This is a genomic window from Nocardiopsis sp. iso_25 (assembly GCF_056173305.1).
In genome coordinates this window covers 1615301-1641901 of record NZ_CM149667.1, presented here as the reverse complement: position 1 = coordinate 1641901, position 26601 = coordinate 1615301, and the positions used below count along the sequence as shown (strand labels likewise).

The window sequence follows — 26601 nt, the reverse complement described above, 5'->3', positions numbered from 1 at the left end:
CCGCCGCCCGGCCCTTGACCAGCTGGGACCCATGGAAGCCTTTCTCAGCAATATCGACAGGGTTGTCGACGGTTTCTCATGGACCGTCCGGCTCACCCTCCTCAGCGCCCTCTTCTCCTTCGTCCTGGGCATCCTGCTCACGGCCATGCGGGTCTCCCCCGTCCCGCTCCTGCGCGGCATAGCCACCGCCTACGTCGAGGGCATCCGCAGCACACCCCTGACCCTGGTCCTGCTCTTCTGCGGTCTGGGCCTGAACAGCGCCCTGGGAATCGCCCTGGCCGACAGCGTCGCGTGGGACGTGTTCTGGTGGGCCGTCATCGGCCTGTCCGGCTACACCGCCTGCTTCGTCTCGGAGTCGCTGCGCGCGGGGATCAACACGATCCCCCTCGGCCAGGTGGAGGCGGCCCGCTCGCTGGGCCTGACCTTCACCCAGAACCTGCGGATGATCGTCATCCCGCAGGCGCTGCGCACCGTCGTCGGCCCGCTGGGCAGCGTGCTCATCGCGCTGATCAAGAACACGACCGTCGCCTCCGTCGCGGGGCTGGGCGTTCAGGAGGCGTCCAGGGAGATGAAGCTCATGTTCGACCAGGGCATCGCTCCGGTCCTGCCGACCTTCGTCGGCTTCGCGATCGGCTTCCTGATCCTGACCCTGCCGACGGGCTACTTCTTCGGCTGGCTCTCCAAGCGCGTGGCGGTGGTCCGATGAGCGCGCAGAGCTCCGTCCTCTTCGACGCCCCCGGCCCCAAGGCCCGCAGGCGCAACGCCATCTACACGGTCGTCACCGTGTTCCTGGCCCTGATCGGCCTGACCATCCTGTACCTGGGGTTCAACGGCACCCTGCGCGACACCGGGTTCTCGCTGTTCAACCCGCTCACCTGGGGGCTGCTGAGCGAACCGGCGACCTGGGCGGTCAACCCCGCGGGCGAGTGGACTTCGGACAAGTGGGAGCCGTTCCTGCGGCCCGACACCTGGACCGACTACGTCCTCCCGGGCCTGCAGAACACGCTGACCGCGGCGCTGACCGCCTCGATCCTGGCCATCGTCTTCGGCCTGGTGTTCGGCATCGGCCGCCTGTCCGACAAGTGGTGGATCCGCGTTCCGGCCGGGGCCGTCGTGGAGTTCTTCCGCGGCATCCCGCTGCTGATGCTGATCTTCTTCACGATGGCGCTGCCCATCGTGGCCTACCAGGTGTTCGACATCCCCGCGGGCACCTTCCAGGTCTCGGCGCTGGCCGCCGTCGTCACGGGTCTGACCCTGTACAACGGCTCCGTGCTGGCGGAGGTCTTCCGCGCGGGGGTCCTCGCGGTGCCCAAGGGCCAGTCCGAGGCCGCCCAGGCCATCGGGATGACCCGGGGCCAGAACATGCGGATGATCCTCATCCCGCAGGCGATCACCGCGATGATGCCCGCGATCGTGGCGCAGCTCGTGGTCCTGCTCAAGGACTCCGCACTGGGCTACATCATCGCCTTCCCCGAGATGCTGCGCAGCTTCACCCTGCTGGCCACGCGCGAGGGCAACGTGATCCCGGCCGCGATCATCTGCGCGGCCATCTACATCGCCATCAACCTCTCGCTGAGCCGGGTCGCGATCTGGCTGGAGCGGCGCAACGCCCGCCGCGGCAGGCCCTCGGCCAAGCCCGCGGGCGGCGAGGACGTCCCGGTCCGGCCCGCGGGCACCGGCGGCGGCTTCGGCGACGGCGCCGCCAAGGTCAGCGGCCCCGCCGGCTCAGTGGCGGTGGAGCCCACCGTGCAGGAGCCGCTGCCCGACGCGCTGGACGGATCCCGCCCGGCGAAGTCCGACGACGGCGACGACGCGGACGGCGAGGGGGACCGGAAGGACTGACCCCTCCTTCCCCACGGCCGGTACGGCCCCGTGCGCGCCCCCGGCGCGTACGGGGCCGTCGTCGTCGCGGCCCCGCGGAGGGCGGCGCGCGGAGGGCCCTTCGGGACTGCACAAGCGGGCGAACGAGGACTAAGGTCGACATGTCATCGCATCGAATCCTCGACCCACCCTGAGCGGACATGTCTGAACTGTCGAGCCCCCACGGCTCCTGGCCATCGCCCATCAGCGCCGGTGACGTCGCCCGAGGAGTGCGGCGGATGGCGTTCCCGTCCGTCGCGGGCGCGGAGGTCTGGTGGGAGGAGGGCCGCCCCGAGGAGGGGCGGACCACCCTCATGCGGCGCGACGCCGACGGAACGGTGACCGAGCTGCTGCCCGCGCCCTGGAGCGCGGGGACCCGGGTGCACGAGTACGGCGGGCGCGCCTACCTGCCGGTCCCGCGCCGCGAAGACAAGGCCATCACCCGCATGGGCGTGGTGTTCTCCCAGTCCTCCGACCAACGCCTCTACCTGCTGGAACGCGGCTCCTCGGAGCCGGTGCCGCTCACTCCCGACGACGGCGCCTCGCGCTACGCCGACCCCGCGCTGAGCGCGGACGGACGCGCCGTGCTGTGCGTGCGCGAGAGGCACGGGGAGGGGGCGGTCCGCCGCTCGATCGTGTCGGTGCCGCTGTCGGGACGGGGCGCGCAGGACCCCTCCGCGGTGCGCGAACTGGTCTCGGGGGCGGACTTCTACGCCTCCCCCACCCCGTCGCCGGACGGCGCCCACCTGGCCTACGTGCGGTGGAACCACCCCAGGATGCCCTGGGACGGCAGCGAACTGAGGGTGGGCGCCCTGGGCGAGACCGGGCTGACCGGCGAGTACACCCTCAAGGGCGGGGTGGACGAGTCGGTGGTCTCCCCGGCCTGGGCCGACGACGCGACGCTGTACGTGGCCTCGGACTGGCCGGGCTGGTGGAACCTGTACCAGGCGGGGATGACCGGGCAGGCGCTGGCGCTGTACCCGGCCGAGGAGGAGTTCCACGCCTCTCCCGGCCGCCTGGGCAACCGGTCGTTCTGCGTGCTGGACTCGGGCCGGGTGGTGGCGCTGCACGGGCACGCCGACCTGACCCCGAGCGTGTACGACCCCGACACCCTGGATCTGACGCCGGTCGCGACCGGCCTGACCACGTGGTCGATGCTGGACACCGACGGGCGCACCGTGGTGGCGGTGGCCTCCTCGCCGACCGAGCCGCCGTGCCTGGTGCGGCTGGACCCGGACTCGGGGGGCGTGGAGGTGCTGCGCCGGGCCGCCGAGGAGCTGCCGGACACCGCCTACCTGCCCGTGCCCCGCCAGGAGACGCTGCCGGGCCGCTACGGGGCGCCGGTGCACGCGAACGTCTACCCGCCGACCCACCCCGACGCGTCCGCGGACGGGCCCGCGCCGTACGTGGTGTGGGCGCACGGCGGCCCGGTGTCGGTCAGCACGCTGGAGTTCGACCTGGTCAAGGCCTACTTCACCAGCCGGGGGATCGGTGTGGTGGACGTCAACTACGGCGGTTCCACGGGGTTCGGGCGCCCGTACCGCAAGCGTCTGCACAAGGAGTGGGGCGTGGTGGACGTGGAGGACTGCGTGGCCGCGGCCCGGGCCCTGGTGGAACAGGGGGTGGCCGATCCCCGGAGGCTGGCGATCCGCGGTCCGAGCGCGGGCGGGTACACGGCGCTGATGGCGCTGACCGGGGACACGTTCGCGTGCGGGGTGTCCCTCTTCGGGGTCACCGACCTGCTGGGGTTCAGCCGGACCACGCACGACTTCGAGTCGCGGTTCCTGGACTCGCTGGTGGGGACGCTGCCGGGGTTCGTGGAGCGGTACCGGGAGCGTTCTCCGGTCCACCGCGCCGGGGAGATCGACGTGCCGGTGCTGCTGGTGCAGGGCCTGGAGGACAGGGTCGTGACCCCGGACCAGGCCACGGCGATGGCGACGGCGCTGGGGCGGCGCGGGGCGCCGTACGCGCTGGTGGAGTTCGAGGGCGAGGGGCACGGGTTCACCGGGCAGGAGGCGCGGATCCGCTCCCTGGAGTCGGAGCTGGCCTTCTACGCGCGGGTGTTCGGGTTCGAGGCAGACGTGGCGCCGCTGGAGCTGGTGACCGTTCCGCCGGAGACCGGGGATGGCGGGGACGGCGCGGAACCGGCCGCGGAGGACGCCGGGGAGCCCGGAGGCATCGAGGAGGCCGAGGACGCACCGAGTGCGGAGGACACCGCCGGCGCGCTCGCGCGGGATCCCGGACGGGACAGCGGGTCCCCGAGGCCCGCTGAGGCCGCCGCCGGTCCGACGACCGCCGACGACTGACCCTTCGGAAACGGGGCGGGCGGGACGGGCGGTCCCACTGTCCGGCGGAGGACACCACCGCCCCGACCGCTGGCGGCGGCTGACCCCGCGCGGGTCCGCGGTCCCTCGGGGTCGGAAGGGAGCGGGGCGGTCTCGGGGCCGTCCCCGTACACCGGTCCGGGTCCTCGGGGCCTCAGTCCTTCAGGGTGCCCACGCGCAGGCGGTCGCCGTCGGGATCGAAGCCCGGACGGCGGTGACGGCGCCCCCGGCGGGATCGGCGGCGACGGGCTCAGAAGTCGGGGTCGGGGGCGTGGAGTTCGGCCTCCACGCCCTCGCGTTCGAGCTCCTCGCGCACCACCCGGTAGGCCAGGCCCGCGGAGTAGCCCTTGCGGGCCAGGAAACCCAGGGCGCGGCGGGTCCGCGTCTCCTGGTCCCTGCCACGGGTGGCGGCCAGGCGGCGGCGCGCCAGGTCGCGGGCGGCCTCCTCCTCGTCCTGGTCGCTGAGTTCGCCGACGGCCTCCCGGACGGTGTCCTCCTCCACGCCGCGGGTGCGCAGCTCCTGGGCCAGGGCGCGGCGGGAGAGCCGTCTGCCGTGGTGGCGGGAGGACACCCAGGCCTGGGAGAAGGCGGCGTCGTCGATCAGCCCGGCCTCACCGAACGTGTCCAGGACCGAGGTGACGACCTCCTCCTCGTACTCCCGGCGGTGCAGGGCCCGCTCCAGCTGGGCGCGGGTGCGCGGGGAGTGGGTGAGCATCCGCAGGACCAGGGCGCGGGCCTCGGCCTCGGGATCCTTCCCGGGCGGAGCGGAACCGCCCGGGAAGGGGCCGTCGTCCTCGGAGTGGTGCCGGTCCGGGGACCGGCCCCCCTCACGCATCAGCCGCGGGCGCCTTGGGAGTCCTGGCCGCGGCGCGCTTGGCGGGCGCCTTGGCCGCGGCGGCCGGGTCCGAAGCCGCCTCCGCGGCGGCCTTGGCAGGTTCGGCGGCCGGGCCGGAGGCGCTGTCGTCGCCCTTGACGGGCACGCCCAGCTTCTCCTTGATCTTCTTCTCGACCTCGTTGGCCATGTCGGCGTTCTCGCGCAGGAAGTTGCGCGCGTTCTCCTTGCCCTGGCCCAGCTGGGTGCCCTCGTAGGTGTACCAGGCGCCCGACTTGCGGACGATGCCGTGCTCCACGCCCAGGTCGATGAGGCTGCCCTCGCGCGAGACGCCCACCCCGTAGAGGATGTCGAACTCGGCCTGCTTGAAGGGCGGCGCGACCTTGTTCTTGACGACCTTGACGCGGGTGCGGTTGCCGACCGCGTCGGTGCCGTCCTTGAGCGTCTCGATGCGGCGCACGTCCAGGCGCACCGAGGCGTAGAACTTGAGCGCCTTGCCGCCGGTCGTCGTCTCGGGCGAGCCGAACATGACGCCGACCTTCTCGCGCAGCTGGTTGATGAAGATCGCGGTGGTGTTGGTCTGGTGGAGCGCACCGGCGATCTTGCGCAGCGCCTGGGACATCAGGCGGGCCTGGAGTCCGACGTGGCTGTCGCCCATCTCGCCCTCGATCTCGGCGCGGGGCACCAGGGCCGCCACGGAGTCGATGACGATGATGGAGACCGCGCCGGAGCGGATGAGCATGTCGACGATCTCCAGCGCCTGCTCACCGGTGTCCGGCTGAGAGAGCAGCAGGTCGTCGGTGTTGACGCCGATCTTCTTGGCGTACTCGGGGTCGAGCGCGTGCTCGGCGTCGACGAAGGCCGCGATGCCGCCCATCCGCTGGGCGCTGGCCACCGCGTGCAGGGCCACGGTGGTCTTACCGCTGGACTCGGGGCCGTAGACCTCCACGACGCGGCCCCGGGGCAGGCCGCCGATGCCGAGCGCCACGTCGAGCGCGATCGCCCCGGTGGGGATCGACTCCACCGGCGGGCGGTCGTCGTCGCCCAGGCGCATGATGGAGCCCTTGCCGAACTGCCGCTCGATCTGGGCGAGCGCTGTTTCGAGAGCCTTGTCTCGGTCTCCAGATGCCACGGGATACCCCTGTTGTTGGGTGGATGCCTTTTTCTTCATGGTGAGCACGACGCTACGCGGTCGCTACGACAATCGCGACGTCCCACGTCCGCCTGTGGACAACCCACCCTACCCGAACCTGTGTTCGATATGGCGTACGAAACGGATGCGACCTCGCGGGAGGTCCGTCGCCGGATCAGCGTCTGGAGGCGGGCAGGTCGAAGGCGTCGCACACGGCGCGCCACACCTCCTTGGGCGCCGCCCCGTCGGCGAGCGCCTGCTCCACCGTGCGGGACCCGAGCCCCTCCAGGACGTGGTCGCGGGCCACGCTCTGCGCGTAGGCCTCGCCGAACTGCTCGTGCATGTTGTGCCAGAAAACCGTGAGTCTCATCGGGCCCAGTATCGGTGATCGCGGCGTCCGCCGCGTCCCCTCCCCTTTGTCCCCGCCCGCGGGCACACTGGCGGCATGAGCCGTGCGCCCCGCCCCCTCGAACGCTTCGGACCCGCCACCAGGGCCTGGTTCGACCGGGCCTTTCCCGCGGGCCCCACCCCCGCCCAGACCGGTGCCTGGGAGTCGGTCCAGGACGGGAGGAACACGCTGGTCGTGGCCCCGACCGGCTCGGGCAAGACCCTGTCGGCCTTCCTGTGGTCGCTGGACCGGCTGTCCTCGGCCCCGGTCCCCGAGGACCGGGCCCGCCGCTGCCGGGTGCTGTACGTGTCCCCGCTCAAGGCCCTCGCGGCGGATGTGGAGCGCAACCTGCGCGTCCCCCTGGCCGGGATCGCGGCCGCCGCCGAGGCCGGGGGGCACGCGCTGTCCCCGGTCACCGTGGGAGTGCGCACCGGCGACACCCCGGCCGCCGAGCGGCGCAGGCTCGCCACCCGGCCGCCGGACGTGCTCATCACCACGCCCGAGTCGCTGTTCCTCGTGCTCACCTCGCGGGCCAGGGAGGGGCTGGCCGGGGTGGAGACGGTCATCGTCGACGAGGTGCACGCGCTCGCGGGGAGCAAGCGCGGCGCGCACCTGGCGCTGAGCCTGGAGCGGCTGGACGCCCTGCTGAACCGCCCGGCGCAGCGGATCGGCCTGTCGGCGACCGTGCGCCCGCCCGACCTGGTGGCGCGGTTCCTGGGCGGCGCGGACGTCGTCGCCCCGCCCGGATCCCCCGGCATGGACCTGCGCGTGGTGGTGCCCGTCCCCGACATGGAGGAGCCCGGCGACCCGGGGCCGGCCCGGCCCTCCGGCGGCGCGGAGGACGACGGGGGCGCCCGGGGCGCGGGCGGCGTGTCCCTGTGGCCGCACGTGGAGCGTCGGGTCCTGGACCTGGTGGAGTCCCACCGCTCCACCATCGTGTTCACCAACGGGCGCCGCACCGCGGAGAAGCTGTGCGCCCGCGTCAACGACCTGCACGCCGAACGGCACGGCGGGCGCCTGCCGCCGGAGGAGGTGCCCGCGCAGGTCATCGCCCAGTCCGGGCACAGCCGCGGCGGCCCCCCGGTGGTCGCCCGCGCCCACCACGGCTCGATGTCCAAGGCCGAGCGGGCCCTGATCGAGGACGAGCTGAAGCGGGGGAGGCTGCGCTGCGTGGTGGCCACCTCCAGCCTGGAGCTGGGCGTGGACATGGGCGCGGTCGACCTGGTGGTGCAGGTGGCCTCGCCGCCGTCGGTGGCCAGCGGCCTGCAACGGGTCGGCCGGGCGGGGCACCAGGTGGGCGGGACCTCGCGCGGGGTCTTCCTCCCCCGCTTCCGGGGCGACCTGCTGGCGACGGCCGTGGTGGTCGGGCAGATGCGCGCGGGCGCCATCGAGCGCCTGGAGATGCCGCGCAACCCCCTGGACGTCCTGTCCCAGCAGATCGTGGCGATGGCCGCCATGGACGACTGGCCGGTGCCCGAGCTGGCCGCCCTGGTCCGGCGGGCCGCGCCCTTCGCCGACCTGGCCGACACGGTGCTGGAGTCGGTCCTGGACATGCTGTCCGGCCGCTACCCCTCGGACGAGTTCGCCGAGCTGCGCCCCCGCCTGGTGTGGGACCGGGAGGCGGACGTGCTCCGGGCGCGCCCGGGCGCGCAGCGGCTGGCGGTGGTCAGCGGCGGCACCATCCCCGACCGGGGCGTGTACGGGGTGCACCTGACCGGGCGGGACGGGGGCTCCGCGCCGGGACGGGCGCCCACCCGGGTCGGCGAGCTGGACGAGGAGATGGTCTACGAGTCGCGGGTGGGCGACGTGTTCGTGCTGGGGTCCACCTCGTGGCGGATCGAGGCGATCACCGCCGACCGGGTGCTGGTCTCCCCCGCACCGGGGCGGCCGGGCCGGATGCCGTTCTGGAAGGCCGACGCGCAGGGCAGGCCCGCGGAGCTGGGCCGGGCGGTGGGCGCGCTGACCCGGGAGCTGGCCGCGGCGGAACCGGCGCAGGCGCTGGCCCTGGCCGAGGGGGCGGGGCTGGACGCGTGGGCCGCGCGCAACCTGGTGGAGTACGTCTCCGAGCAGCGGGAGGCCACCGGGCACGTGCCCGACGACCGGACCGTGGTCGTCGAGCGCTTCCGCGACCAGGTCGGGGACTGGCGCGCGGTCGTGCACTCCCCGCTGGGCGCGCGGGTGCACGCGCCGTGGGCGATGGCCCTGGCGCGGCGGCTGCGGGACCGGTTCGGCGCGGACGCGCAGGTCGTGCACGGCGACGACGGGATCGTGCTGCGGTTGCCGGACGCCGGGGGCTGGGACCGGCCGGGCGAGCTGGCCGACCTGGTGTCGCTGGACCCGGAGGAGGTGGAGGAGGCGGTCACCGGCGAGCTGCCCGGGTCGGCGCTGTTCGCCGCGCGGTTCCGCGAGTGCGCGGCGCGGGCCCTGCTGCTGCCCCGCCAACGGCCGGACCGGCGGATGCCGCTGTGGCAGCAGCGGCTGCGGGCCTCCAACCTGTTGTCGGTGGCGGGCCGTTACGGGTCGTTCCCGATGGTGCTGGAGGCGGTGCGCGAGTGCCTGCGGGACGTGTTCGACGTACCCGCCCTGGTGGAGGCGCTGGAGGGGGTCCGGTCACGCCGGACACGGGTGGTGGAGGTGCGCACCGAGACGGCGTCGCCGTTCGCGCGCTCGCTGATGATGGAGTACACGGCGGCGTTCCTGTACGAGGGGGACGCCCCCGCGGCCGAGCTGCGCGCGCAGGCGCTGACCCTGGACACCTCTCTGCTGGCCAACCTGCTGGGCGAGGCGGACCTGCGGGAGCTGCTCGATCCGCGCGTGGTGGAGGAGGTCGGCGCGCTGTTGCAGCGGACCGCGCCCGGCTCGGGCGCCCGTGACGCCGAGGGGGCGGCCGACCTGCTGCGCGAGGTGGGGCCGCTGACCACGGAGGAGGCCGGGGCGCGGGGAGCCCGGCGGGAGTGGCTGGAGGAGCTGGAGTCCGCGGGCCGGGTGGGGCGGATGGCCGTGGCGGGCGCCGAGCGCTGGTGCGCGGTGGAGGACGCGGCGCGGCTGCGCGACGCACTGGGCGCGCGGCCGCCCGCCGGTGTCGCCGGGGCCCTCCTGGAGCCGGTGGAGGCGCCGACCCGCGACCTGGTCTCGCGCTACGCGCGCACGCACGGGCCGTTCTCCTCCGGGGAGGCCGCGGCGCGGCTGGGGCTCGGCGCGGACGTGGTGGAGGGCGTGCTGCGGGAGCTGTCCCGGCTGGGGCGCGTCCATCAGGGCGGGTTCCGGCCCGGCGGGACGGGCACCGAGTGGTGCGACGCCGACGTGCTGCGGCGGCTGCGGCGCGGGTCGGTCGCGCGGCTGCGCAGCGAGGTGGAGCCGGTCGCGCAGGCCGCCCTGGCCGCGTTCGCGCCGCTGTGGCAGCGCGCCGTCGCGGGCGAGCGGTGGCGCGGGCCCGACGCGGTGTTCGAGGCCGTGGAGTCGCTGCGCGGCGCGACGGTGGCGGCGTCGGCGCTGGAGGCCCTCGTGCTGCCCTCCCGTGTGGAGGACTACGCGCCCCGGCGGTTGGACGAGCTGACGCAGGCGGGCGAGGTCGTGTGGGCCGGTGCGGGCGCGCTGCCCGGGCAGGACGGGTGGGTGTGCCTGGCCCCGGCCGACGAGGCGGCCCTGCTGCTGCCCGAACCGGTGCCGCCGCGGGAGGGCACCACGGCCCACGCGGTGCTGGAGGCGCTGCGCGGGGGCGGGGCGCTGTTCTTCCGCGACCTCGCCGACCGTGCGGCGGGCGCGCCGGGGGGTTCGGCCGTGACGGACGCGAAGCTGGTCGCGGCGCTGTGGGAGCTGGTGTGGTCGGGCTGTGTCACCAACGACACCCTGGCCCCGCTGCGCGCGGTGCTGGGCTCGGGGGCCGCCCCGCGTCGCGCGCCCTCGCGTGCGGGGCGGCTGGCGCGCCCGGTGCTGCCCACCCGGTCGGGACCGCCCACGGCCGCGGGGCGGTGGTGGGCCCTGCCCGAGCGGGAGGGCGATCCCACCAGGCGGGTCCTGGCGCGGTTGGAGGCGCGCCTGGAGCGCCGGGGCGTGCTGGTGCGCGGCCACCAGGGCGGGCGGATCTCCCCGGACGAGTACCGGGTGCTGCGGACGATGGAGGAGTCGGGCCGGGTGCGCCGCGGTTACTTCGTGGACGGGCTGGGCGGCGCCCAGTTCGCGCTGCCGGGCGCCGTGGACCGGCTGCGCGCGGTTTCCGGCGGCGCGGCGGAACCGGTGGTGCTGGCGGCGACCGACCCGGCGAACCCGTTCGGCACGGACCTGGCCTGGCCCGGGGACGCCCAGGCAAGGCCGGGCCGGTCGGCGGGTTCGCTGGTGGTGATCGACGGGGGGCGGCTGACCCTGTACGTGGGGCGGGGCGGTCGCTCGGTGCTGACCTTCGGTTCGCCGCCCGCCCTGCTGGAGCGGGCGGCCCGCGCCCTGGCCGGGGCGGTGCGGGACGGACGCGCGGGGGCGCTGACGGTGGAGCGCGCCGACGGGGCCGAGGTGTTCGCGACGCCGGTGGACGCCGCGCTGGTGGCGGCGGGGTTCCACGTGACCCCGAAGGGGCTGCGCCTGCGCCCCTGACCCGCCCCCGGCCGGACACCCGCGGGGCGCGGGCCGGCGACGCGTCGCAGGGCGGTGTCCCCCGTCCGTCGGCGTCGGATGGCCCGTGCGCGTGAGCGCGCACGGGCGGGCCCGCGCACCTTTCGCCGGGACGCGAAAACGGCTGGCCGCGGCGGCCGGAACCGGTCAGGATGGCGTCCGCGCCGGAGAGGGCACGAGTACGAGGGGGACCGGTGGGGCGACAGGGGATCCGACCGATGCGGCCGGAGGACGAACCACGGGTGGTGGAGGTGTCGCTGGCGGCGGACACCGTGTTCGCCGCGGCCGGGGTGGTGCTGCCCCCCGACGACCCGCGGGAGGTGCTCGCGCACGCGGAACGGGTCCTGGTGGCCGAGGAGTCCGCCGGGGACACGGCCGGGGCCCTTCCCGGGGGCCCGGCCGAGGGCGCCGCGACGGGCGGCTCCGTGGTCGGCCTGGCCGCGACGGTGACCGTTGACGGGCGTCCGCACCTGGAACAGCTGGCCGTGCACCCCGGGCACGGCAGGCGCGGTGTCGGCGGTGCCCTGCTGGAGGCGGTGTGCGCCGAGGCGGCCGCCGCCGGTCACACCCGCCTCACGCTCACCACCTTCCGCGACCTGCCGTGGAACGGGCCCTGGTACGCGGACCGCGGGTTCTCCGTGCTCCCCCCTGCGGAGTGGGGCCCGGGCCTGGAGGAGGTCTGGCGGGCCGAGGAGCGGGCGGGCATCCGGGTGCTGCCGCGCGTGGTGATGCTCCGGGATCTGGCCCGGCCGTCCTGAGCCCTCCGTGCCCGGCCCGCGCGGGCCGTCCGCGCCCCGGCCGGGTGAGGAGGCCGGGGCGCGGACGGAGGAGCAGAAGGGACTGCCTGGAACGGGCTCCCGCTGGCAAGGCCCGCGCCCGCCGCCGTGGGAGGGCTCCCATGGGGCCGGAGCCCGGCGGGTTCAGACCGTCGAGGAGAAGACGTCCTCCCGGGCCCGTTCCAGGGCGTGCAGCAGAGCGCCCCGCACGACCGGGCTGCCCTCCACCCTTCCCAGCGCGACCTCGGTCGCGTTCGGGGCGATGCGCGCGGCGGCGGCCTGGACCCGCTCGGCCAGCTTCACACCGCCCGCCCTGGCCACGTCCCCGCCGAGCACCACCAGGCCGGGGTCCAGGATCACCGCGACCGCGGCCACCCCGCGGGCCAGGCGCTCGGCGAAGTCGTCCAGGAAGGCGTCCGCCTCCGGGGTCCCCGCGGCGGAGGCCGCCCCGACCACCTCGGTGACGTCGGTGCCCTCGATGCCGTACCCGGCGGCCAGCTCGACCACCTGCCCCGCCTTGACCAGCGCCTGGAACCCGTGGGGCAGCTCGCGGCTGACGCCGTCGCGCAGGGACTCGTAGCCGCCGGACAGGCCCACGTCGGTGGGCATGGGCGCCCCGGGCACGGGCAGGTAGCCGATCTCGCCCGCGCCGCCCGAGCGGCCCCGGTGGATGCGGCCGTCGATCATGGTGGACATGCCCACGCCGCCGTTGGCGCTGAGCCAGATGAGGACGAACTCGGCTACCCCGGCGGCGGCGCCCTCGGAGTGCTCGGCCAGGGCGGCCAGGTTCACGTCGTTCTCGATCATGACCGAGCGCTTGAGGTCGGCGCGCAGGGCCTCCAGGATGCCCTCGTGCCAGGACATCAGGTCGAAGGAGAAGCGGATGTCGCCGGTACGGGGATCGACGACGCCGGGGGTGCCGATGACGCAGGCGCGGACCCTGTCCAGTGCGACCCCCGCGGTGTCGGCCAGGCGCATCACCGCGGTGTGGACGAGCGCGACGGGGTCGTCGGAGGCGCTGGGGTCGACCGCGACGTCGCTGACGATGCGGCCCGTGATGTCGGCGATCGTCGCGGTCACCCGGCTCGCGCTGACGTCCAGGGCCGCGACGTAGGCGCTCTCGGGCACCACCGCGTACAGCGCGGCGTTGGGCCCCCGCCCGCCCGCCTGGCTGCCCACGACGCGCACCAGGTCCCGCTCCTCCAGCCGCGCGAGCAGCTGGGAGGCGGTCACCTTGGAAAGGCCGGTACGCGTTCCCAGCTGCGTCCTGGTCAAGGGCCCCGCGGACAGGAGCAGTTCCAGTGCCGCGCGGTCGTTGAGCTGGCGTAGCAGCCGGGGAGTCCCCGGACGTTGAGACATAACCGTGACACCTCACCCTGTTTTTATTAGGAAAGTTTCCTGTTAATTTAGCTCACAACCTCACAGGAGGTCACGTCCTCGTAAGGCCCGCTTCGGGCCCTTCCGATACTCGCTGGGCCCTCCCGGTACCCGCTCCGGCCGGGCGGCCAACGTGCTATCCCAGCACAACCCCCACAAGACGTCGAGCCGCGGGGTGATTCCCACGATCATCCCAGGTCGGTTCGAGCACAGGCGTCGCACCCCGGCGCGTCGTGCGAAGGGAGAAGAGATACAGATGAGGTTCCCCAAGATCGCCGCGGCCACGGCCGTGGTCCTGCTCGCCTCAGCGTGCGGCGGCTCCGACTCCGGTGACGGGGGCGGCGAGGCCGACAGCCTGACCGTCTGGGTCATGGGCACCTCCCAGGAGCCCCTCGTCGAGTACTTCGAGGACGTCGAGGCGCGCTTCCAGGAGAGCAACCCGGACGTGGCCGTCGAGGTCGAGTTCATCCCCTGGCCCGACGCGCAGGAGGCCATCACCAACGCCCTCGCCGGCGGCGACGCCCCCGACGTGCTGGAGGTCGGCAACGACCAGGTCGCGGGCTGGGCCGCGCAGGGCGCCCTGATGGACATCACCGAGCAGGTGAGCGGCTGGGACGCCGCCGCGGGCATCGACGAGAACGCCCTGGCGTACGGCACCTACGAGGGCGTCCAGTACGGCGTCCCGTGGTTCTCGGGCGTGCGCACCCTGTACTACCGCGCGGACTGGCTGGAGGAGATCGGCCACGAGCCGCCGGCGACCTGGGACGAGCTCGTCGAGGTGGCCGAGGCCATCGAGGAGGAGTACGACGTCCCCGGCTTCGCCGCGCCGACCGACTTCACCAACGGCATCGCCAGCTTCATCTGGAGCAACGGCGGCTCGATCGCGGAGCAGAACGGCGAGGAGTGGGAGGGCACCCTCACCGACCCCGCCACCGTCGAGGCCATCGAGTTCTACTCCAGCCTGACCACCGACGGCATCTCGCCGCAGGACTACGTCGGCCAGAACGAGCTCATCGCGCTGGCCGACATGGCCAACAGCCAGCTGGGCATGTACATCGACGGCGGCTGGGCGATCGGCTCCATGGAGGAGCAGGCCGAGGACCCGGCGGTCGTCGAGAACATCGTTGCCGCGCCCATCCCCGGCGCCGAGGGCATCGCCCCGGCCTTCGCGGGCGGTTCCGCCCTGACGGTGTTCACCACCACCGAGCACCCGGACCTGGCCTTCGAGCTGCTCACCGTCCTCGGCGACGAGGAGGGCGGCCAGGGCTACGCCGACGTCGCGGGCTTCTTCCCGGCCTACCCGCACCTGCTGGAGAGCGAGACGTACCAGGAGGACCCCGCCACCGCCGCTGCCGCCGAGCAGATGCAGCACACCCAGTTCTTCCCGACCACCCCGCGCTGGACCGCGGCCGACCAGGACAACAAGATCCTGCCGGGCGCCGTCCTGGAGATCGTGCAGGGGGGCGACGCCGAGGAGGTCCTGGCGGCGGCCAACGAGGAGCTGACCTCGATCCTCAACGAGCCGGTCGAGTAGCCCCTCCCGTCTGACTGAGTAGAGCTGTGCGCGGGCGGGGTCCAACGGCCCCGCCCGCCGCGGTCGGCCCACGCCTCGATTGAGAAGACCATGGCACAAACCGTCGAACCGGCGCCCGCGCGCGAGCGGGAGGAGGCCGTGAAGGCCCCCGCCTCCGAGCCCGCACCTCGCCGCCGCCTCGCGCTCCCCACTCCGTACCTGCTCATCGCACCGGCTCTGATCCTCCTCGCGGTCGTGCTGCTGTGGCCGATCGTGCAGATGGTGTGGTACTCGCTCACCAGCTTCACCACCCGCAACCTCCTGCCCAACCAGCCGGGTCCGGCCTGGAACAACTTCGCCCACTACCAGACGCTGCTGACCGACCCCGAGTTCTGGGGGATCCTGCGCAACACGGTCGTGGTCTGCGTGCTGATGGTCGGCATCACGATGGTGCTGGGCACCCTCGTGGGGCTGCTGCTGAACAAGCTCCCCAAGTGGTTCTCGGGGTTCGTGGCCCTGGGCATGATGCTCGCCTGGGCCACCCCCGCGCTGAGCGCCTCCCTGGTCTTCCGCTGGCTGTTCCTGCCCGAGCGGGGCCTGGTCAACGTCATCCTGGACCGGCTGCCGGACTGGCTGGTGGGCAGCGGATGGCTCCAGTACAACTGGTTCCTCGAACCGCTCCCGCTGTTCTCGATCCTCGTCACCGTGATCGTCTGGCAGTCCTTCCCCTTCGTGGCCGTCTCCGTGCTCGCCGGGCTCAAGAGCATCCCCTACGAGCTGTACGAGGCCGCCAGGATGGACGGCGCGGGCGGCTGGAAGGCCTTCTGGAACGTCACGTTCCCGATGCTGCGCCCGCTGTTCGCCCTGCTGCTGGTCCTCCAGATCATCTGGGACCTGCGCGTGTTCACCCAGCTCTACATCCTGGCGAACAGCTTCCAGAACAAGGACGTCTACCTGCTCTCGTACTACATCTACCAGCAGGGCTTCAGCGCCAGCCCGGCCAACTACGGCATGGGTTCGGCCATCGCGGTGGTCATGACCGTGATGATCCTCGCCGTCACCGCGTACTACCTGCGCATCATGATCCGCCAGGGGGAGACCCGATGACCGCGATCGACCAGACCTCCGTCTCCGCCGTCCGCGAGCGCGCCACCGGGGGCGCCGGGACGGGCGGCCCGAACGGCCCCCGGCGCGTCTACCGCCGCGGCCCGCTGCGCCGGCTGCGCCGCCTGCCGCTGTACCTGGCCGGCCTCGCGGTGTTCCTGTTCTCGGTGTTCCCCGTGTACTGGATGGTCATCACGGCCTTCAAGCCGGTGGGCGAGATCTTCACCCGCGACCAGACGATCTTCCCGACGGCGCCGACCCTGGAGCACTTCGACCGGGTGCTCAACGGCCAGCTGATCCCCGGGGTGAACTTCTGGCAGTTCCTGGGCAACAGCCTGTTCCTCACCGTGGCCTCCGTGGCCATGGGAGCGTTCCTGTCGCTGCTGGCCGCCGTGGCCGTGGCCCGGTTCCGCTTCCGGCTGCGCACCGCGTTCATCATCCTGCTGCTGGTGATCCAGATGGTGCCGATGGAGGCGATGATCATCTCCATCTTCATCAACTTCCGCCAGCTGTCCGACGTCAGCGGCGTGGAGCTGCTCGGCAACCTGTCCGGCCTGCTCATCGTGTACACGGCCGTGTCCCTGCCGATCACCATCATGATGCTGCGGGGCTTCGTGGCCGCGGTGCCCAAGGAGCTGGAGGAGGCGGCGGCCATCGACGGCGCCAGCGCCTGGACCGTCTTCTGGCGCATCCTGATGCCCCTGGTCGCGCCGGGCCTGGTCGCGGCGAGCATCTTCGCCTTCATCACCGCGTGGAACGAGTTCATCGTCGCGCTGACGTTCCTGGGCCGCAGCACCGACAACTACACGCTGCCGCTGACGCTGTCCTACTACTTCGGCCGGTTCGGCACCGAGTGGGGGCCGATCATGGCCGCCTCCACCCTGCTGACCATCCCCGTGATGATCTTCTTCCTGTTCGTCCAGCGGCGCATGGTCTCCGGCCTGACCATGGGCGCGGTCAAGGGCTGACCGCGTCCCTCCCGCCGGGGCGGGTCCCGCGACGGACACCGCGGGCCCCGCTCCGGGCGCGCCCTCCCCCCGTTTGCCCGCCCTTCGTCTGCCCGACCACGGGCACCCCTTCGCTCACCGAACGGAGTTCGTCATGCCGTACGACCCGACCCTGGCGCGTCTGGCCAACGCCACGCTGCTGGTGCCCTTCGAGTCCTACCAAGCCCCGCGCTGGGTCCTGGAGGGTCTGGCGGACGGGATCTCCGGTGTCTGTCTGTTCCACAACAACCTGGACGGCCCCGAGCAGGTGTCCGCGCTCAACGCGACCCTGGCCGGGGTCACCGACACCCCGCTGATCTCCCTGGACGAGGAGGGCGGCGACGTCACCCGCATCGGCCAGGCGCAGGGCAGCGACTACCCCGGCAACGCGGCCCTGGGCGCGGTGGACGACCCCGGCCTGACCCGCGCCACCCTGCGCTCCCTGGGCGGGCGCCTGGCCGAGCTGGGCTTCAACCTGGACCTGGCGCCCTCGGTGGACGTCAACGTCGCCGACGACAACCCGGTGATCGGCACCCGCTCCTTCGGCTCCGACCCCGAACTGGTGGCCCGGCACGCGGCGGCCGCCGTGCTCGGCCTCCAGGAGGCGGGCGTGGCCGCGTGCGCCAAGCACTTCCCCGGCCACGGCGCCACCTCCCAGGACTCCCACCACGTGCTGCCGCGCGTGGAGGCCGACGCCGACCTGCTGCGCCGCCGCGAGCTGCTGCCGTTCCGCGCGGCCGTGGAGGCGGGCGTCCGGTCGATCCTGACCGCGCACATCGAGATGCCGGGCCTGGGCGGCGACGGCCCCGCCACGCTCACCCCGCGCATCCTCAACGACCTGCTCCGCGGCGAGCTGGGCTTCACCGGCACCGTGGTCAGCGACGCCATGGACATGCAGGGCGTCAGCGGCCGGATCGGCATCCCCGAGGCCTGCGTGCGCGCGGTGGCCGCCGGGGTGGACCTGCTGTGCCTGGGCCGGTTCGTCTACGCCGACCAGGTCGAGCTGATCCGCGCCGCGCTGGTGGACGCGGTCCGGGAGGGCCGCCTGTCCGGGGAGCGCCTGGAGGAGGCCGCCGGACGCAACGCCGAGCTGCGGAGCTGGATCCGCACGGCCCAGACCCGGCGCCCGGACGTGCCCGCGGCCGACGGGGTGGGCCTGGTCGGCGCCCGCCGGGCGGTGCGCGTGGACGGCGACCTGCCGCCGCTGGCGGACCCCTACGTGGTGGAGGTGGACGCCCCCTCCGGCATGGCGGTGGGCGAGGTCCCCTGGGGCCTGTCCCCCTGGTTCCCGGGCACCGAACGGGTCACCCCCGACGTCGCGCACGCCGACCGGCTGGCCGCCAGCGCCCGGGACCGCGACCTGGTCGTGGTGGTGCGGGACGCGCACCGCTACCCCTCCGCCCAGGCGCTCGTCAACCGCCTGCTCAGCGCGCACCCCGACGCCGTGGTGGTGGAGATGGGGCTGCCCATCTGGCGGCCCGACTGCGGCGCGCACGTGAGCACCTACGGCGCCGCGCACGTGAACGGGCTGAGCGCGGCGGAGCTGCTGGGGGCCCCGGTGGGCGCCCCCTCCCCCGGCGTGAACTGAGCGCCCCGGCCCCGCTCCCCGACCCGGCCGGTCCGCGACCGGCCGGGTCGGCGCGTTCGGGTGACGCCCGTCACCACGGCGGACATACTGGGGCGGGACACCCCGGGAGCGGGGACGTCACCGATGTCCCCGCAACCCGGTAGGAGAAGTACCCTTGGCCTGAAGCATCCCGGTCGGCGGCGTTCCCGTCGACGACCGGTGCCCCATTCGCCCACTTACACACGGCATAATCACAGCATGCGCCTTTCAGCCCGGGTCGACTACGCGCTACGCGCGGCGGCGGAACTCGCCGTCGCCGACGAGGGGCCGGTGACGGCCGAACAGCTCGCACGCGCGCAGGCCATCCCCGGAAAATTCCTCGAGAACATCCTCACCCAGCTACGCCGGGCCGGTCTGGTACGCAGCCAGCGCGGCCCCGTCGGCGGCTACTGGCTGGCCCGTCCGGCGGGGGAGATCTCCCTGGCCGACATCATCCGCGCGGTCGACGGACCGCTCGCCAACGTGCGCGGGGAACGCCCCGAGCACGTGGACTACGACGGCGCGGCCCGCAGCCTCCAGCAGGTGTGGATCGCGCTGCGCGCCAGTGAGCGCGCGATCCTGGAGGGCGTCAACCTCCAGCACCTGGTGACCAACGAGCTGCCCGAGACGGTGCGCTCGCTGGCCGAGGACCCCGAGGCCTGGGTGAACCACACCCACCGCTGACCGCCGCCCCGCGCGCAGGTCCCGTGAACACCGAAGGAGCCGACCGTCTGGTCGGCTCCTTCGTCGTGGTCACGGTGACGATGGACGGACAGTTCCGAGGAGGGGTCAGACCCCCACCATGTCGGCGACTTGGGGAACGCGATCCGGTACCGGGTCGATGCCGAGGTCCTGGGCGGAGACGGGGTCGGTCGTGACCGCGTCACCCAGCAGCGCGGCCTCCTGGAGCTCGGCGAGGGCGAGCTGGTCGGAGACCTCTCTCAGTACCTGCGAGAGCGGGACGCCCAGCGCCCCGCAGATCGAGGAGAGCAGTTCGGAAGAGGCTTCCTTCTGCCCGCGCTCGACCTCCGACAGGTAACCGAGGGATACACGTGCATCGGCCGACACCTCACGGAGGGTGCGGCCCTGGCGCTGCCGGAGCCGCCTGAGCACGTCACCAAGTAGGTGACGAAGCAGGACCATCATTCGCGCTCCCTCCCACCGGTAGCGACCTTCATATACACCACCGTACCTGTCCCACGCCCGATTCGGGCACCTCTTGCCGTCCTGTTCGCTGGAGGGGGAACCCCGCCCAGGGGTGGTTTTGTTCCCAAGGGTGAGGAAAGGAAGAACAGCCCGGAAAGTTCAGTCCCGGGCGTTTCCTTCCGTGCTCCCGCGCACAGCGGTGTCCAGGAGCAGCAGCGCCCCCTCGACCGTGCGGTATCGGATACCCGCACGGTCCCCGGTGAAACGGAAACGGCGGCCCCGCGTGGCCTCGTCGGGCGTGGCGACGGCCACAAAAACCGTGCCGACGGGCTGGCCGTCCTGGGGATCGGGTCCGGCCACGCCGGTGACCGCGACGCCGTAGTCGGAGCCCAGCAGGCGGCGGACGCCGAGCGCCATGTGCCCGGCGACCTCGGGGTGGACGGCGCCGTGCTCGGCCAGCAGGTCCGCGGGCACGCCCAGGACGCTGTCCTTGGCGTCGGTGGCGTAGGCCACGACGCCGCCCCGGTAGGTGCCCGAGGCACCCGGGATCGCGGTGAGGTGGGCGCCGACGAGGCCGCCGGTCAGCGACTCGGCGGTGGCGCAGGTGGCGCCGGCGGCGAGCAGGGCCCGGTGGGCGGCCCCGGCCGCGGCCAGTGCCGCGGCGCGCGGGTCCGGGTCACCGGGGACCGGCCGGTCCCGCTCCTCCGTCACGCGGCGGGGCCCTTGCGGGCGCGCACCGCGCGCACGGCGTCGAACACGTAGGTCAGGCCGGTCCACAGGGTGACCGCCAGCGCGGCGGCCATCACGACGTGCGCGAACCAGACGAAGACCTCGCTGAAGGGCAGCACCTGGAGCGGGAAGAGGTAGACGCTGATCGCGACGATCTGGAGGACCGTCTTGAGCTTGCCGCCCTGGCTGGCCGGCATGACCACGTAGCGCAGGACCGCGAAGCGCAGCGCCGTGATGCCCCACTCGCGGACCAGGATCGCGATGGTCACCCACCACCACAGGTCGCCCTGGAGGGAGAGCACCACCAGCGCGGAGCCGGTGAGCGCCTTGTCGGCGATGGGGTCGACGATCTTGCCGAAGTCGGTGACCAGGTTGCGGCGGCGGGCGATCTCGCCGTCGACCCGGTCGGTGATGGCGGCCAGCACGAAGACGGAGAAGGCGGCGAACCGCCACCACGAGCCGTCCAGGAACATGAACCACACGAAGAGCGGCACCATGACCAGGCGGCTCATCGTGAGGATGTTCGCGATATTCCACAGGGGAACGCGGGGGGCGGGGGTGGCCGCGGGGTCGGGGGTGCTCATCTGTCGGCGGCTTCCCCGTGGGTGTCGTCCTGCTCCGCGATGAGGTCGGCCCCGGCCGACTGGATGACGGTGGCGCGTACCAGGTCGCCGACGGCCAGGCCCTCGCCGTAGAGGATCGTGCTGCCGTCCACCTCGGGGGCCTGGTGCTCGGAGCGGCCCTCGTAGGCGCCGTCCTCCAGCACCGTCTCCACCAGGACGGTGACCTCCGAGCCGATCCGCTCCTCGGCGCGCTGGGCCATCAGCTCCTCGGAGAGGCGGTTGAGCCGGTCCACGCGCTCGGCGACGACCTCGTCGGGCAGCTTGCCCTCATGGCCGAAGGCCTCGGTGCCGTCCTCGTCGGAGTAGCCGAACACGCCGATGGCGTCCAGCCGGGCCTCGGAGAGGAAGGAGACCAGGTCCTCGAACTCGGCCTCGGTCTCACCGGGGAAGCCCACGATGAAGTTGGAGCGCGAGCCGGCCTCGGGGGCGCGCCCGCGGACCGTGTCCAGCAGCTCCAGGAAGCGCTCGCGGTCGCCGAAGCGGCGCATGCGGCGCAGCAGGGTGCCGCTGGCGTGCTGGAAGGACAGGTCGAAGTAGGGCACCACGCCGGGGGTCCCGGTGAGCACGTCCACCAGGCCGGGGCGGACCTCGGCGGGCTGGAGGTAGCTGACCCGGACCCGCTCCAGGCCCTCGACGGCGGCCAGGCGGGGCAGGAGCTTCTCCAGGGCGCGCACGTCGCCCAGGTCCTTGCCGTAGGAGGTGGAGTTCTCGCTGACCAGGAACACCTCGCGCACGCCCTCGGAGGCGAGCCACTCGGCCTCGCGCACGATGTCGTCGGGGCGGCGGGAGAGGTAGGCGCCCCGGAAAGTCGGGATGGCGCAGAAGGTGCAGCGCCGGTCGCAGCCGGAGGCGATCTTGAGGTTGGCCACCGGCCCGCCGACCAGGCGTCGGCGCGGGACGGAGGCGCGGTAGGGCAGCTCGGTGCCCTCGGCCCCGGCGGAGTCGGCGAAGCTGGCGTGGCCGGGGACGTGGGCCTGGGAGGCGTCGCGCTCGGCCGGGCTGATCGGCAGCAGCGTGCGCCGGTCGCGGGGGTCGTGCGGGACCAGGGTCCGCCCGGCCACGACGTCGTCGAGCCGGTCGGTGATGGCGGCGTAGTCGTCGAAGCCGATGACCTGGGCCTCGGGCAGGGCCTGGGCCAGCTCGGAGCCGTAGCGCTCGGCCATGCACCCGGCGGCGACGACTCTGCCGCCGTTCTCCGCCGCTTCCAGGAGGGTCTCGATGGAGTCCTGCTTGGCCGCGTCGATGAACCCGCAGGTGTTGACGATGGTGACGTCGGCCTCGGAGTCGCCCTCGACGAGGTCCCAGCCGCCAGCGGACAGGCGCCCGGCCAGCTCTTCGGAGTCGACCTCGTTACGCGCACACCCCAGGGTGACGAGTGAGACAGTACGGCGCGATGACATGGCTTCCAAGCGTGTGGGAGAGCTTCGGGTGGCGCGGGGGCCGTCCCGGACCGGTCGGCCGTGCTCGGAGCACGGCGCGGTCCGGCGCCGCCCGCAGCCCCCCACATTACCTTGGCCGGCTCACCCGCCCGTACCCCGGCCCGGATCGCTCCGGGCCGGGGCGCGGTCCGGTCACTGCCGCACGCCGTCCGGGCCGATGACGATCTCCTTGACCTCGCCCGGAAGACCGAGGGGGCCGGAGCTCTCGCCGTCGACGGTCACGCTGACCGCCCCGGCGTCGCCGACCCACAGGCTGAGCATGTCCTCGGTCACGTACTCCTTGACGTCGCCCTCCAGCAGGTAGCCGACGTAGAGGTCCTCTCCGTCGGCCCCGGTGACCTCGACCCAGCTGCGTCCGGAGGCGCCGAGTTCGACGGTGAACTCGACGGGCCCCTGCTCCGCCGCGGCCTCCTCCGCCCCCACGGCTGAGTCGACGGTCCTCTCGGTGGCGGAGGAGTCGAAGGCCGAGCGCAACGGGTTGCCCGCGTCCCAGTCCTGCCAGGTGCGGACCCCGACGAAGAGCGCCAGGAGGAAGATGGCCCCGACCACGGCCCAGGGCCAGTGGCGCCGGACGGCGTCGACGGGCCGGGGCCGCGCGGCGATGACCACGGGACGGGTGACGGGGTCGCCCCGGCCGTGCCTGCCGACCCGGGTCCCGCCCGGCTGGGGACCGCGGGCCCGGGGCCCGCTGCTCCGGTGCCTGCCGTCGGCGTGCCCGCCCCGCACGGGTCCGATCCGCGCGGTGCCGACGTCGGCGGCCCCGTCCTCGGGCGCTCCGTCCTCGGGCGCCCGGGCACGGGGGCGGCGTCCCTCCGCGGTCTCGCGGGGACCGGGGATCCACCCGGCCAGCCGCGGCCTGCGGGGCCCACGGTGCTCCTGGGGCCCACGGTGCTCCTGGGTCTCCTGGGGCTCCTCGTCGGGCTGGCGCGTCAGGAACTGCCTGCGTTCGAAGTGGCCCCAGCGCTGGGCGCCGACCCCGGAGTCGTCCTCGCCGAAGCGGTGGGCCATCACCGCCTCCCCGTCCTCCCCGGAACGGGTCTCGGCGCGCGCCGCGGCGGCCACGCGGGCCGCCTCGGGCACGGACGCCGGGTGGCGCTGCGGGGGGACGAAGGCGGGTATGGCGCGGGACGCGTGCTCGCGGTCGTACTCGGCCAGGAGCGGTGCCGGGTCCAGGCCGAGCGTGCGGCAGATGCCGCGGATGTGGCCGCGTGCGTAGAAGTCCCCGCCGCAGGAGAAGAAGTCCTCCTGCTCGATGGCCGTGAGGACGGGTTCCCGGATACGTGTACGGATGCTGAGGTCCGCGACCGTGTACCCCGCCGCGACCCGGGCGGCGGACAGGGTCTGACCGATCGTCGCCATGCGCACTCCCCCCGCGACTGTGTGTAGCTGCAAGAGACCACTCTGCCGCCCGGGGCGCTTTCGCGCAGGTCACCACGCCCCATGAAGCCTCCAAGATCCCACCAAATCGGGCATGCCTGTTTTTAAGGGATGCCAGTGGAGTTTCGGGAAAGGCCGTAACACGGGGCCTGAAGCCCGACTTCCCGGGTCCCGGTCGGCGCCCGCGCGCCGCCGCGCGGGGGCGGCGGCGCGGGTCAGGAACCCCGGATGTCGGCCAGCACGGCGGGCAGGTCGTCGGGCTGGACGAGCACGTCGCGGGCCTTGGAGCCCTCGCTGGGGCCGACCACGTCGCGGCTCTCCATGAGGTCCATCAGACGGCCCGCCTTGGCGAAGCCCACGCGCAGCTTGCGCTGGAGCATGGACGTGGACCCGAACTGGGTGGTGACCACCAGCTCGACGGCCTGCAGGAGCAGGTCCAGGTCGTCGCCGATCTCCTCGTCGATCTCCTTCTTCTTGGTGTCGGGGGCGGCCACGTCCTCGCGGTAGCTGGGCTCGGACTGCTTCTTGCAGTGCTCGACGATCGCCCGGATCTCCTTCTCCCCCACCCAGGCGTTCTGGAGGCGGATGGGCTTGCCCGCGCCCATGGGGAGGAAGAGCGAGTCGCCCTTGCCGACCAGCTTCTCGGCGCCGGGCTGGTCGAGGATGACGCGGCTGTCGGAGAGGCTGGAGGTGGCGAAGGCCAGGCGGGAGGGCACGTTGGCCTTGATAAGGCCGGTGACGACGTCGACGCTGGGCCGCTGGGTGGCCAGCACCAGGTGGATCCCGGCGGCGCGGGCCAGCTGGGTGATGCGCACGACGGCGTCCTCCACGTCGCGGGGGGCGACCATCATCAGGTCGGCCAGCTCGTCCACGATGACCAGCAGGTAGGGGTAGGGCTCGTACTGGCGCTCGCTGCCGGGCGGGGCGGTCAGCTCCCCCGTGCGCACGGCGGCGTTGAAGTCGTCCACGTGCCGGTACCCGGAGGCGGCCAGGTCGTCGTAGCGCCGGTCCATCTCCCCCACCACCCACTGGAGGGCCTCCGCGGCCCGCTTGGGGTTGGTGATAATCGGGGTGATCAGGTGCGGGATGCCCTCGTACATGGTCAGCTCGACCCGCTTGGGGTCGACCAGGATCATCCGCACCTCGTCGGGGGTGGCGCGCATCATCAGCGAGGTGATGAGCCCGTTGATGCAGGTGGACTTGCCCGCGCCGGTGGCGCCGGCGACCAGGACGTGCGGCATCTTGGCCAGGTTCGCGACCACGTTGGAGCCCTCGACGTCCTTGCCCAGACCCACCAGCATGGGGTGGTCGTCGGAGGTCGCCGCGGGCGAGCGCAGCACGTCGCCCAGGCTCACCAGGTCCTTGTCGGTGTTGGGGATCTCCACGCCGATGGCGGACTTGCCGGGGATGGGCGACTGGATGCGCACGTCGGCGCTCTTGACCGCCAGGGAGATGTTCTTGGCCAGGGCGGTGACCTTCTCGACCTTGACCGCGGGGCCCAGTTCGATCTCGTAGCGCGTCACCGTCGGCCCGCGGGTGAAGCCGGTGACGTCGGCGTCGATGTTGAACTGGGTGAGCACCCCCGACAGGGCTTCGACGACCTCGTCGTTGGCCTTGGTGCGCGGCTTGACCGGGCTGCCGGGCTTGAGCATGGTCGGCGCGGGCAGCTCGTAGTCGCCCTCCACCACGCGGGAGGGGATGGTGAGCTGCTCGGTGGTGGCGGGGGCCGGGGTGGGGTCGGGGACCTCCCGCTTGGCGCGGGCGGCCTTCCTGCCCTTGGGCGCGGCCTCCGCCTCGGCCGCGGCCGGTTCCGCGGCCCCGGCGCCGGTCCGCGCGCCCTCCTCCTCGTCGGTGAGGGCGGGGGCGATCGGCTCGTCGGGCAGCACCGGGCTGTCGTAGGGGCGCTCGTGGTCGCCCGCGACCGTGCCCGTGGCCTTCTTGGCCCTGGGCGCGCTCCTGCGCGGCTTGGCGGGCTTCTTCTTGTCCGCCCCCAGGAGGCCGATGCCCGCGTCGGGGCCGGTGTCGCGCTCCATGAGCGCGCCGAACAGGATCTGGAGGCGCTCGGGGATGCGCCGGATGGGTGTGGCGGTGACCACGAGGACCCCGAAGACCAGCACCAGGGCCAGCAGGACGCCGGTCAGCCACGGGGTGACGACGGCGCTGAGCGGCCCCGAGGCGACGAAGCCGATGAGCCCCCCGGCCTCCTGGAGGGCCGCCAGGCCCTCGGAGGGCTGCGGGATGCCGTGGGCGATGTGTATGAGGCCGAGCAGGCCCAGCATGATCGAGCTGAAGCCGATGAGCAGCCGCCCGGCGTCGCCCTCCTTGCTGTCGCCCGGGGTGCGCATGAGCCTGACCGCGATCGGCAGGAACAGCAGCGGCAGGACCGGCGAGAACGTGCCGAAGGCGCCGACCACGACCGTGCGGGTGTACTCCAGGAGCAGCCCGTCGCTGTTCCACCACACGGCGGCGGCGATGAGGACGCCCGCGGCCAGCAGGACCAGCCCGGCGCCGTCGCGGCGCAGGTCGGGGTCCAGGCCGCGCGCGCCGCGGCCGACCGCGCGGGCGGAGCCGCCGACGGTGTGCGCGACGAGCTTCCACAGCACCAGCAGGAACTGGCCGAACATGGTGACGGCGAAGGCGATGGGCCCGTCGGGCATGCGCTTCTTCGCCGCGGGCTTGCGCGCGGCGGGCTTCTTGCGTCCGGAACCGCCGGAGGAGGCGCGCGTGGCCATGGGGTCACCTCCAGGGGACGGGGTCGTGCGGACGGTCGGGCAGGACGGCCCG

20 protein-coding genes are annotated in these 26601 nt (G+C 73.5%); 10 read left to right on the top strand and 10 right to left on the bottom strand.

Annotated features, from left to right (window positions below):
• Positions 1-31 precede the first annotated feature (31 nt).
• From AC0VX6_RS07190 to AC0VX6_RS07180, 3 genes are all read left to right on the top strand, one after another.
• Complete coding sequence (locus AC0VX6_RS07190) at positions 32-706, top strand: amino acid ABC transporter permease (protein WP_475467883.1); 675 nt, start codon at positions 32-34, stop codon at positions 704-706.
• Positions 703-1842: an amino acid ABC transporter permease gene (locus tag AC0VX6_RS07185; protein WP_475467882.1), complete on the top strand. Its 1140-nt coding sequence runs from the start codon at positions 703-705 to the stop codon at positions 1840-1842. Before AC0VX6_RS07190 ends, AC0VX6_RS07185 begins: the two co-directional genes overlap by 4 nt.
• Positions 1843-2021: 179 nt before the next feature.
• Entirely contained in the window at positions 2022-4166 is a 2145-nt protein-coding gene (locus AC0VX6_RS07180; RefSeq protein ID WP_475467880.1) for a dipeptidyl-peptidase 5, read from the top strand.
• Positions 4167-4434: 268 nt separating this feature from the next.
• On the opposite strand, the gene recX is transcribed toward AC0VX6_RS07180, so the two are convergent.
• The 3 genes from recX to AC0VX6_RS07165 form a co-directional block, all read right to left on the bottom strand.
• Positions 4435-5019 carry a recombination regulator RecX gene (gene recX, locus AC0VX6_RS07175; RefSeq protein ID WP_274976739.1) on the bottom strand — a complete coding sequence of 195 codons (585 nt, stop codon included), beginning with the start codon at positions 5017-5019 and terminating at the stop codon, positions 4435-4437.
• Positions 5012-6148 carry a recombinase RecA gene (gene recA, locus AC0VX6_RS07170; RefSeq protein WP_475467878.1) on the bottom strand — a complete coding sequence of 379 codons (1137 nt, stop codon included), beginning with the start codon at positions 6146-6148 and terminating at the stop codon, positions 5012-5014. Before recA ends, recX begins: the two co-directional genes overlap by 8 nt.
• A 175-nt stretch (positions 6149-6323) precedes the next feature.
• Positions 6324-6518: a DUF3046 domain-containing protein gene (locus AC0VX6_RS07165; protein ID WP_130396862.1), complete on the bottom strand. Its 195-nt coding sequence runs from the start codon at positions 6516-6518 to the stop codon at positions 6324-6326.
• 75 nt (positions 6519-6593) lie between these two features.
• Here AC0VX6_RS07165 and AC0VX6_RS07160 point away from each other — a divergent pair, with 75 nt between their 5' ends.
• Together AC0VX6_RS07160 and AC0VX6_RS07155 are read left to right on the top strand one after the other, a co-directional pair.
• A complete protein-coding gene (locus AC0VX6_RS07160) occupies positions 6594-11123 on the top strand; it encodes an ATP-dependent helicase (RefSeq protein WP_475467877.1) in 4530 nt (1509 codons plus the stop codon).
• 236 nt (positions 11124-11359) lie between these two features.
• Entirely contained in the window at positions 11360-11899 is a 540-nt protein-coding gene (locus tag AC0VX6_RS07155; RefSeq protein WP_475467875.1) for a GNAT family N-acetyltransferase, read from the top strand.
• Between the two features lie 162 nt (positions 11900-12061).
• Here the strand turns inward: AC0VX6_RS07155 and AC0VX6_RS07150 are convergent, their stop codons facing one another.
• Positions 12062-13276 carry an ROK family transcriptional regulator gene (locus AC0VX6_RS07150; protein ID WP_274976735.1) on the bottom strand — a complete coding sequence of 405 codons (1215 nt, stop codon included), beginning with the start codon at positions 13274-13276 and terminating at the stop codon, positions 12062-12064.
• Positions 13277-13550: 274 nt separating this feature from the next.
• On the opposite strand from AC0VX6_RS07150, the gene AC0VX6_RS07145 reads away from it, so the two are divergent.
• From AC0VX6_RS07145 to AC0VX6_RS07125, 5 genes are all read left to right on the top strand, one after another.
• A complete protein-coding gene (locus AC0VX6_RS07145; protein WP_475467872.1) occupies positions 13551-14828 on the top strand; it encodes an extracellular solute-binding protein in 1278 nt (425 codons plus the stop codon).
• A 90-nt stretch (positions 14829-14918) separates the two neighbouring features.
• The gene (locus AC0VX6_RS07140) at positions 14919-15914 is read left to right on the top strand and encodes a carbohydrate ABC transporter permease (protein ID WP_274976733.1); all 996 of its coding nucleotides are present in this window, start codon (positions 14919-14921) and stop codon (positions 15912-15914) included.
• Entirely contained in the window at positions 15911-16879 is a 969-nt protein-coding gene (locus AC0VX6_RS07135) for a carbohydrate ABC transporter permease (protein WP_475467870.1), read from the top strand. Before AC0VX6_RS07140 ends, AC0VX6_RS07135 begins: the two co-directional genes overlap by 4 nt.
• A 133-nt stretch (positions 16880-17012) precedes the next feature.
• On the top strand, positions 17013-18485 hold the full coding sequence (locus AC0VX6_RS07130) for a glycoside hydrolase family 3 protein (protein ID WP_475467868.1): 1473 nt from the start codon (positions 17013-17015) through the stop codon (positions 18483-18485).
• Positions 18486-18722: 237 nt separating this feature from the next.
• Positions 18723-19187 (top strand): RrF2 family transcriptional regulator, encoded by a 465-nt coding sequence (locus tag AC0VX6_RS07125; protein WP_013151707.1) that lies wholly within the window; start codon positions 18723-18725, stop codon positions 19185-19187.
• Between the two features lie 105 nt (positions 19188-19292).
• Here the strand turns inward: AC0VX6_RS07125 and AC0VX6_RS07120 are convergent, their stop codons facing one another.
• The 6 genes from AC0VX6_RS07120 to AC0VX6_RS07095 all read right to left on the bottom strand — a co-directional run bounded on the left by AC0VX6_RS07120 (position 19293) and on the right by AC0VX6_RS07095 (position 26549).
• Positions 19293-19649 (bottom strand): helix-turn-helix domain-containing protein, encoded by a 357-nt coding sequence (locus AC0VX6_RS07120; RefSeq protein WP_013151706.1) that lies wholly within the window; start codon positions 19647-19649, stop codon positions 19293-19295.
• Positions 19650-19808: 159 nt separating this feature from the next.
• Positions 19809-20360 (bottom strand): CinA family protein, encoded by a 552-nt coding sequence (locus tag AC0VX6_RS07115; RefSeq protein ID WP_475467866.1) that lies wholly within the window; start codon positions 20358-20360, stop codon positions 19809-19811.
• Entirely contained in the window at positions 20357-20962 is a 606-nt protein-coding gene (gene pgsA / locus AC0VX6_RS07110; protein ID WP_212641035.1) for a CDP-diacylglycerol--glycerol-3-phosphate 3-phosphatidyltransferase, read from the bottom strand. Before pgsA ends, AC0VX6_RS07115 begins: the two co-directional genes overlap by 4 nt.
• Positions 20959-22401: a 30S ribosomal protein S12 methylthiotransferase RimO gene (gene rimO, locus AC0VX6_RS07105; RefSeq protein ID WP_274976729.1), complete on the bottom strand. Its 1443-nt coding sequence runs from the start codon at positions 22399-22401 to the stop codon at positions 20959-20961. The genes pgsA and rimO overlap by 4 nt, the downstream gene beginning before the upstream one ends.
• Positions 22402-22572: 171 nt before the next feature.
• Positions 22573-23799 (bottom strand): RodZ domain-containing protein, encoded by a 1227-nt coding sequence (locus tag AC0VX6_RS07100; protein WP_274976728.1) that lies wholly within the window; start codon positions 23797-23799, stop codon positions 22573-22575.
• A 233-nt stretch (positions 23800-24032) separates the two neighbouring features.
• Positions 24033-26549: a DNA translocase FtsK gene (locus AC0VX6_RS07095; RefSeq protein ID WP_475467864.1), complete on the bottom strand. Its 2517-nt coding sequence runs from the start codon at positions 26547-26549 to the stop codon at positions 24033-24035.
• Positions 26550-26601 lie beyond the last annotated feature (52 nt).

Excerpts from the sequence above, each read along its gene's own strand:
- AC0VX6_RS07190 (WP_475467883.1), top strand. The coding sequence starts at position 32 with ATGGAAGCCTTTCTCAGCAATATCGACAGGGTTGTCGACGGTTTCTCA.
- AC0VX6_RS07185 (WP_475467882.1), top strand. The coding sequence starts at position 703 with ATGAGCGCGCAGAGCTCCGTCCTCTTCGACGCCCCCGGCCCCAAGGCC.
- AC0VX6_RS07180 (WP_475467880.1), top strand. The coding sequence starts at position 2,022 with ATGTCTGAACTGTCGAGCCCCCACGGCTCCTGGCCATCGCCCATCAGC.
- recX (WP_274976739.1), bottom strand. The coding sequence starts at position 5,019 with ATGCGTGAGGGGGGCCGGTCCCCGGACCGGCACCACTCCGAGGACGAC.
- AC0VX6_RS07165 (WP_130396862.1), bottom strand. The coding sequence starts at position 6,518 with ATGAGACTCACGGTTTTCTGGCACAACATGCACGAGCAGTTCGGCGAG.
- AC0VX6_RS07160 (WP_475467877.1), top strand. The coding sequence starts at position 6,594 with ATGAGCCGTGCGCCCCGCCCCCTCGAACGCTTCGGACCCGCCACCAGG.
- AC0VX6_RS07155 (WP_475467875.1), top strand. The coding sequence starts at position 11,360 with ATGCGGCCGGAGGACGAACCACGGGTGGTGGAGGTGTCGCTGGCGGCG.
- AC0VX6_RS07150 (WP_274976735.1), bottom strand. The coding sequence starts at position 13,276 with ATGTCTCAACGTCCGGGGACTCCCCGGCTGCTACGCCAGCTCAACGAC.
- AC0VX6_RS07145 (WP_475467872.1), top strand. The coding sequence starts at position 13,551 with ATGAGGTTCCCCAAGATCGCCGCGGCCACGGCCGTGGTCCTGCTCGCC.
- AC0VX6_RS07140 (WP_274976733.1), top strand. The coding sequence starts at position 14,919 with ATGGCACAAACCGTCGAACCGGCGCCCGCGCGCGAGCGGGAGGAGGCC.
- AC0VX6_RS07135 (WP_475467870.1), top strand. The coding sequence starts at position 15,911 with ATGACCGCGATCGACCAGACCTCCGTCTCCGCCGTCCGCGAGCGCGCC.
- AC0VX6_RS07130 (WP_475467868.1), top strand. The coding sequence starts at position 17,013 with ATGCCGTACGACCCGACCCTGGCGCGTCTGGCCAACGCCACGCTGCTG.
- AC0VX6_RS07125 (WP_013151707.1), top strand. The coding sequence starts at position 18,723 with ATGCGCCTTTCAGCCCGGGTCGACTACGCGCTACGCGCGGCGGCGGAA.
- AC0VX6_RS07120 (WP_013151706.1), bottom strand. The coding sequence starts at position 19,649 with ATGATGGTCCTGCTTCGTCACCTACTTGGTGACGTGCTCAGGCGGCTC.
- pgsA (WP_212641035.1), bottom strand. The coding sequence starts at position 20,962 with ATGAGCACCCCCGACCCCGCGGCCACCCCCGCCCCCCGCGTTCCCCTG.
- rimO (WP_274976729.1), bottom strand. The coding sequence starts at position 22,401 with ATGTCATCGCGCCGTACTGTCTCACTCGTCACCCTGGGGTGTGCGCGT.
- AC0VX6_RS07100 (WP_274976728.1), bottom strand. The coding sequence starts at position 23,799 with ATGGCGACGATCGGTCAGACCCTGTCCGCCGCCCGGGTCGCGGCGGGG.
- AC0VX6_RS07095 (WP_475467864.1), bottom strand. The coding sequence starts at position 26,549 with ATGGCCACGCGCGCCTCCTCCGGCGGTTCCGGACGCAAGAAGCCCGCC.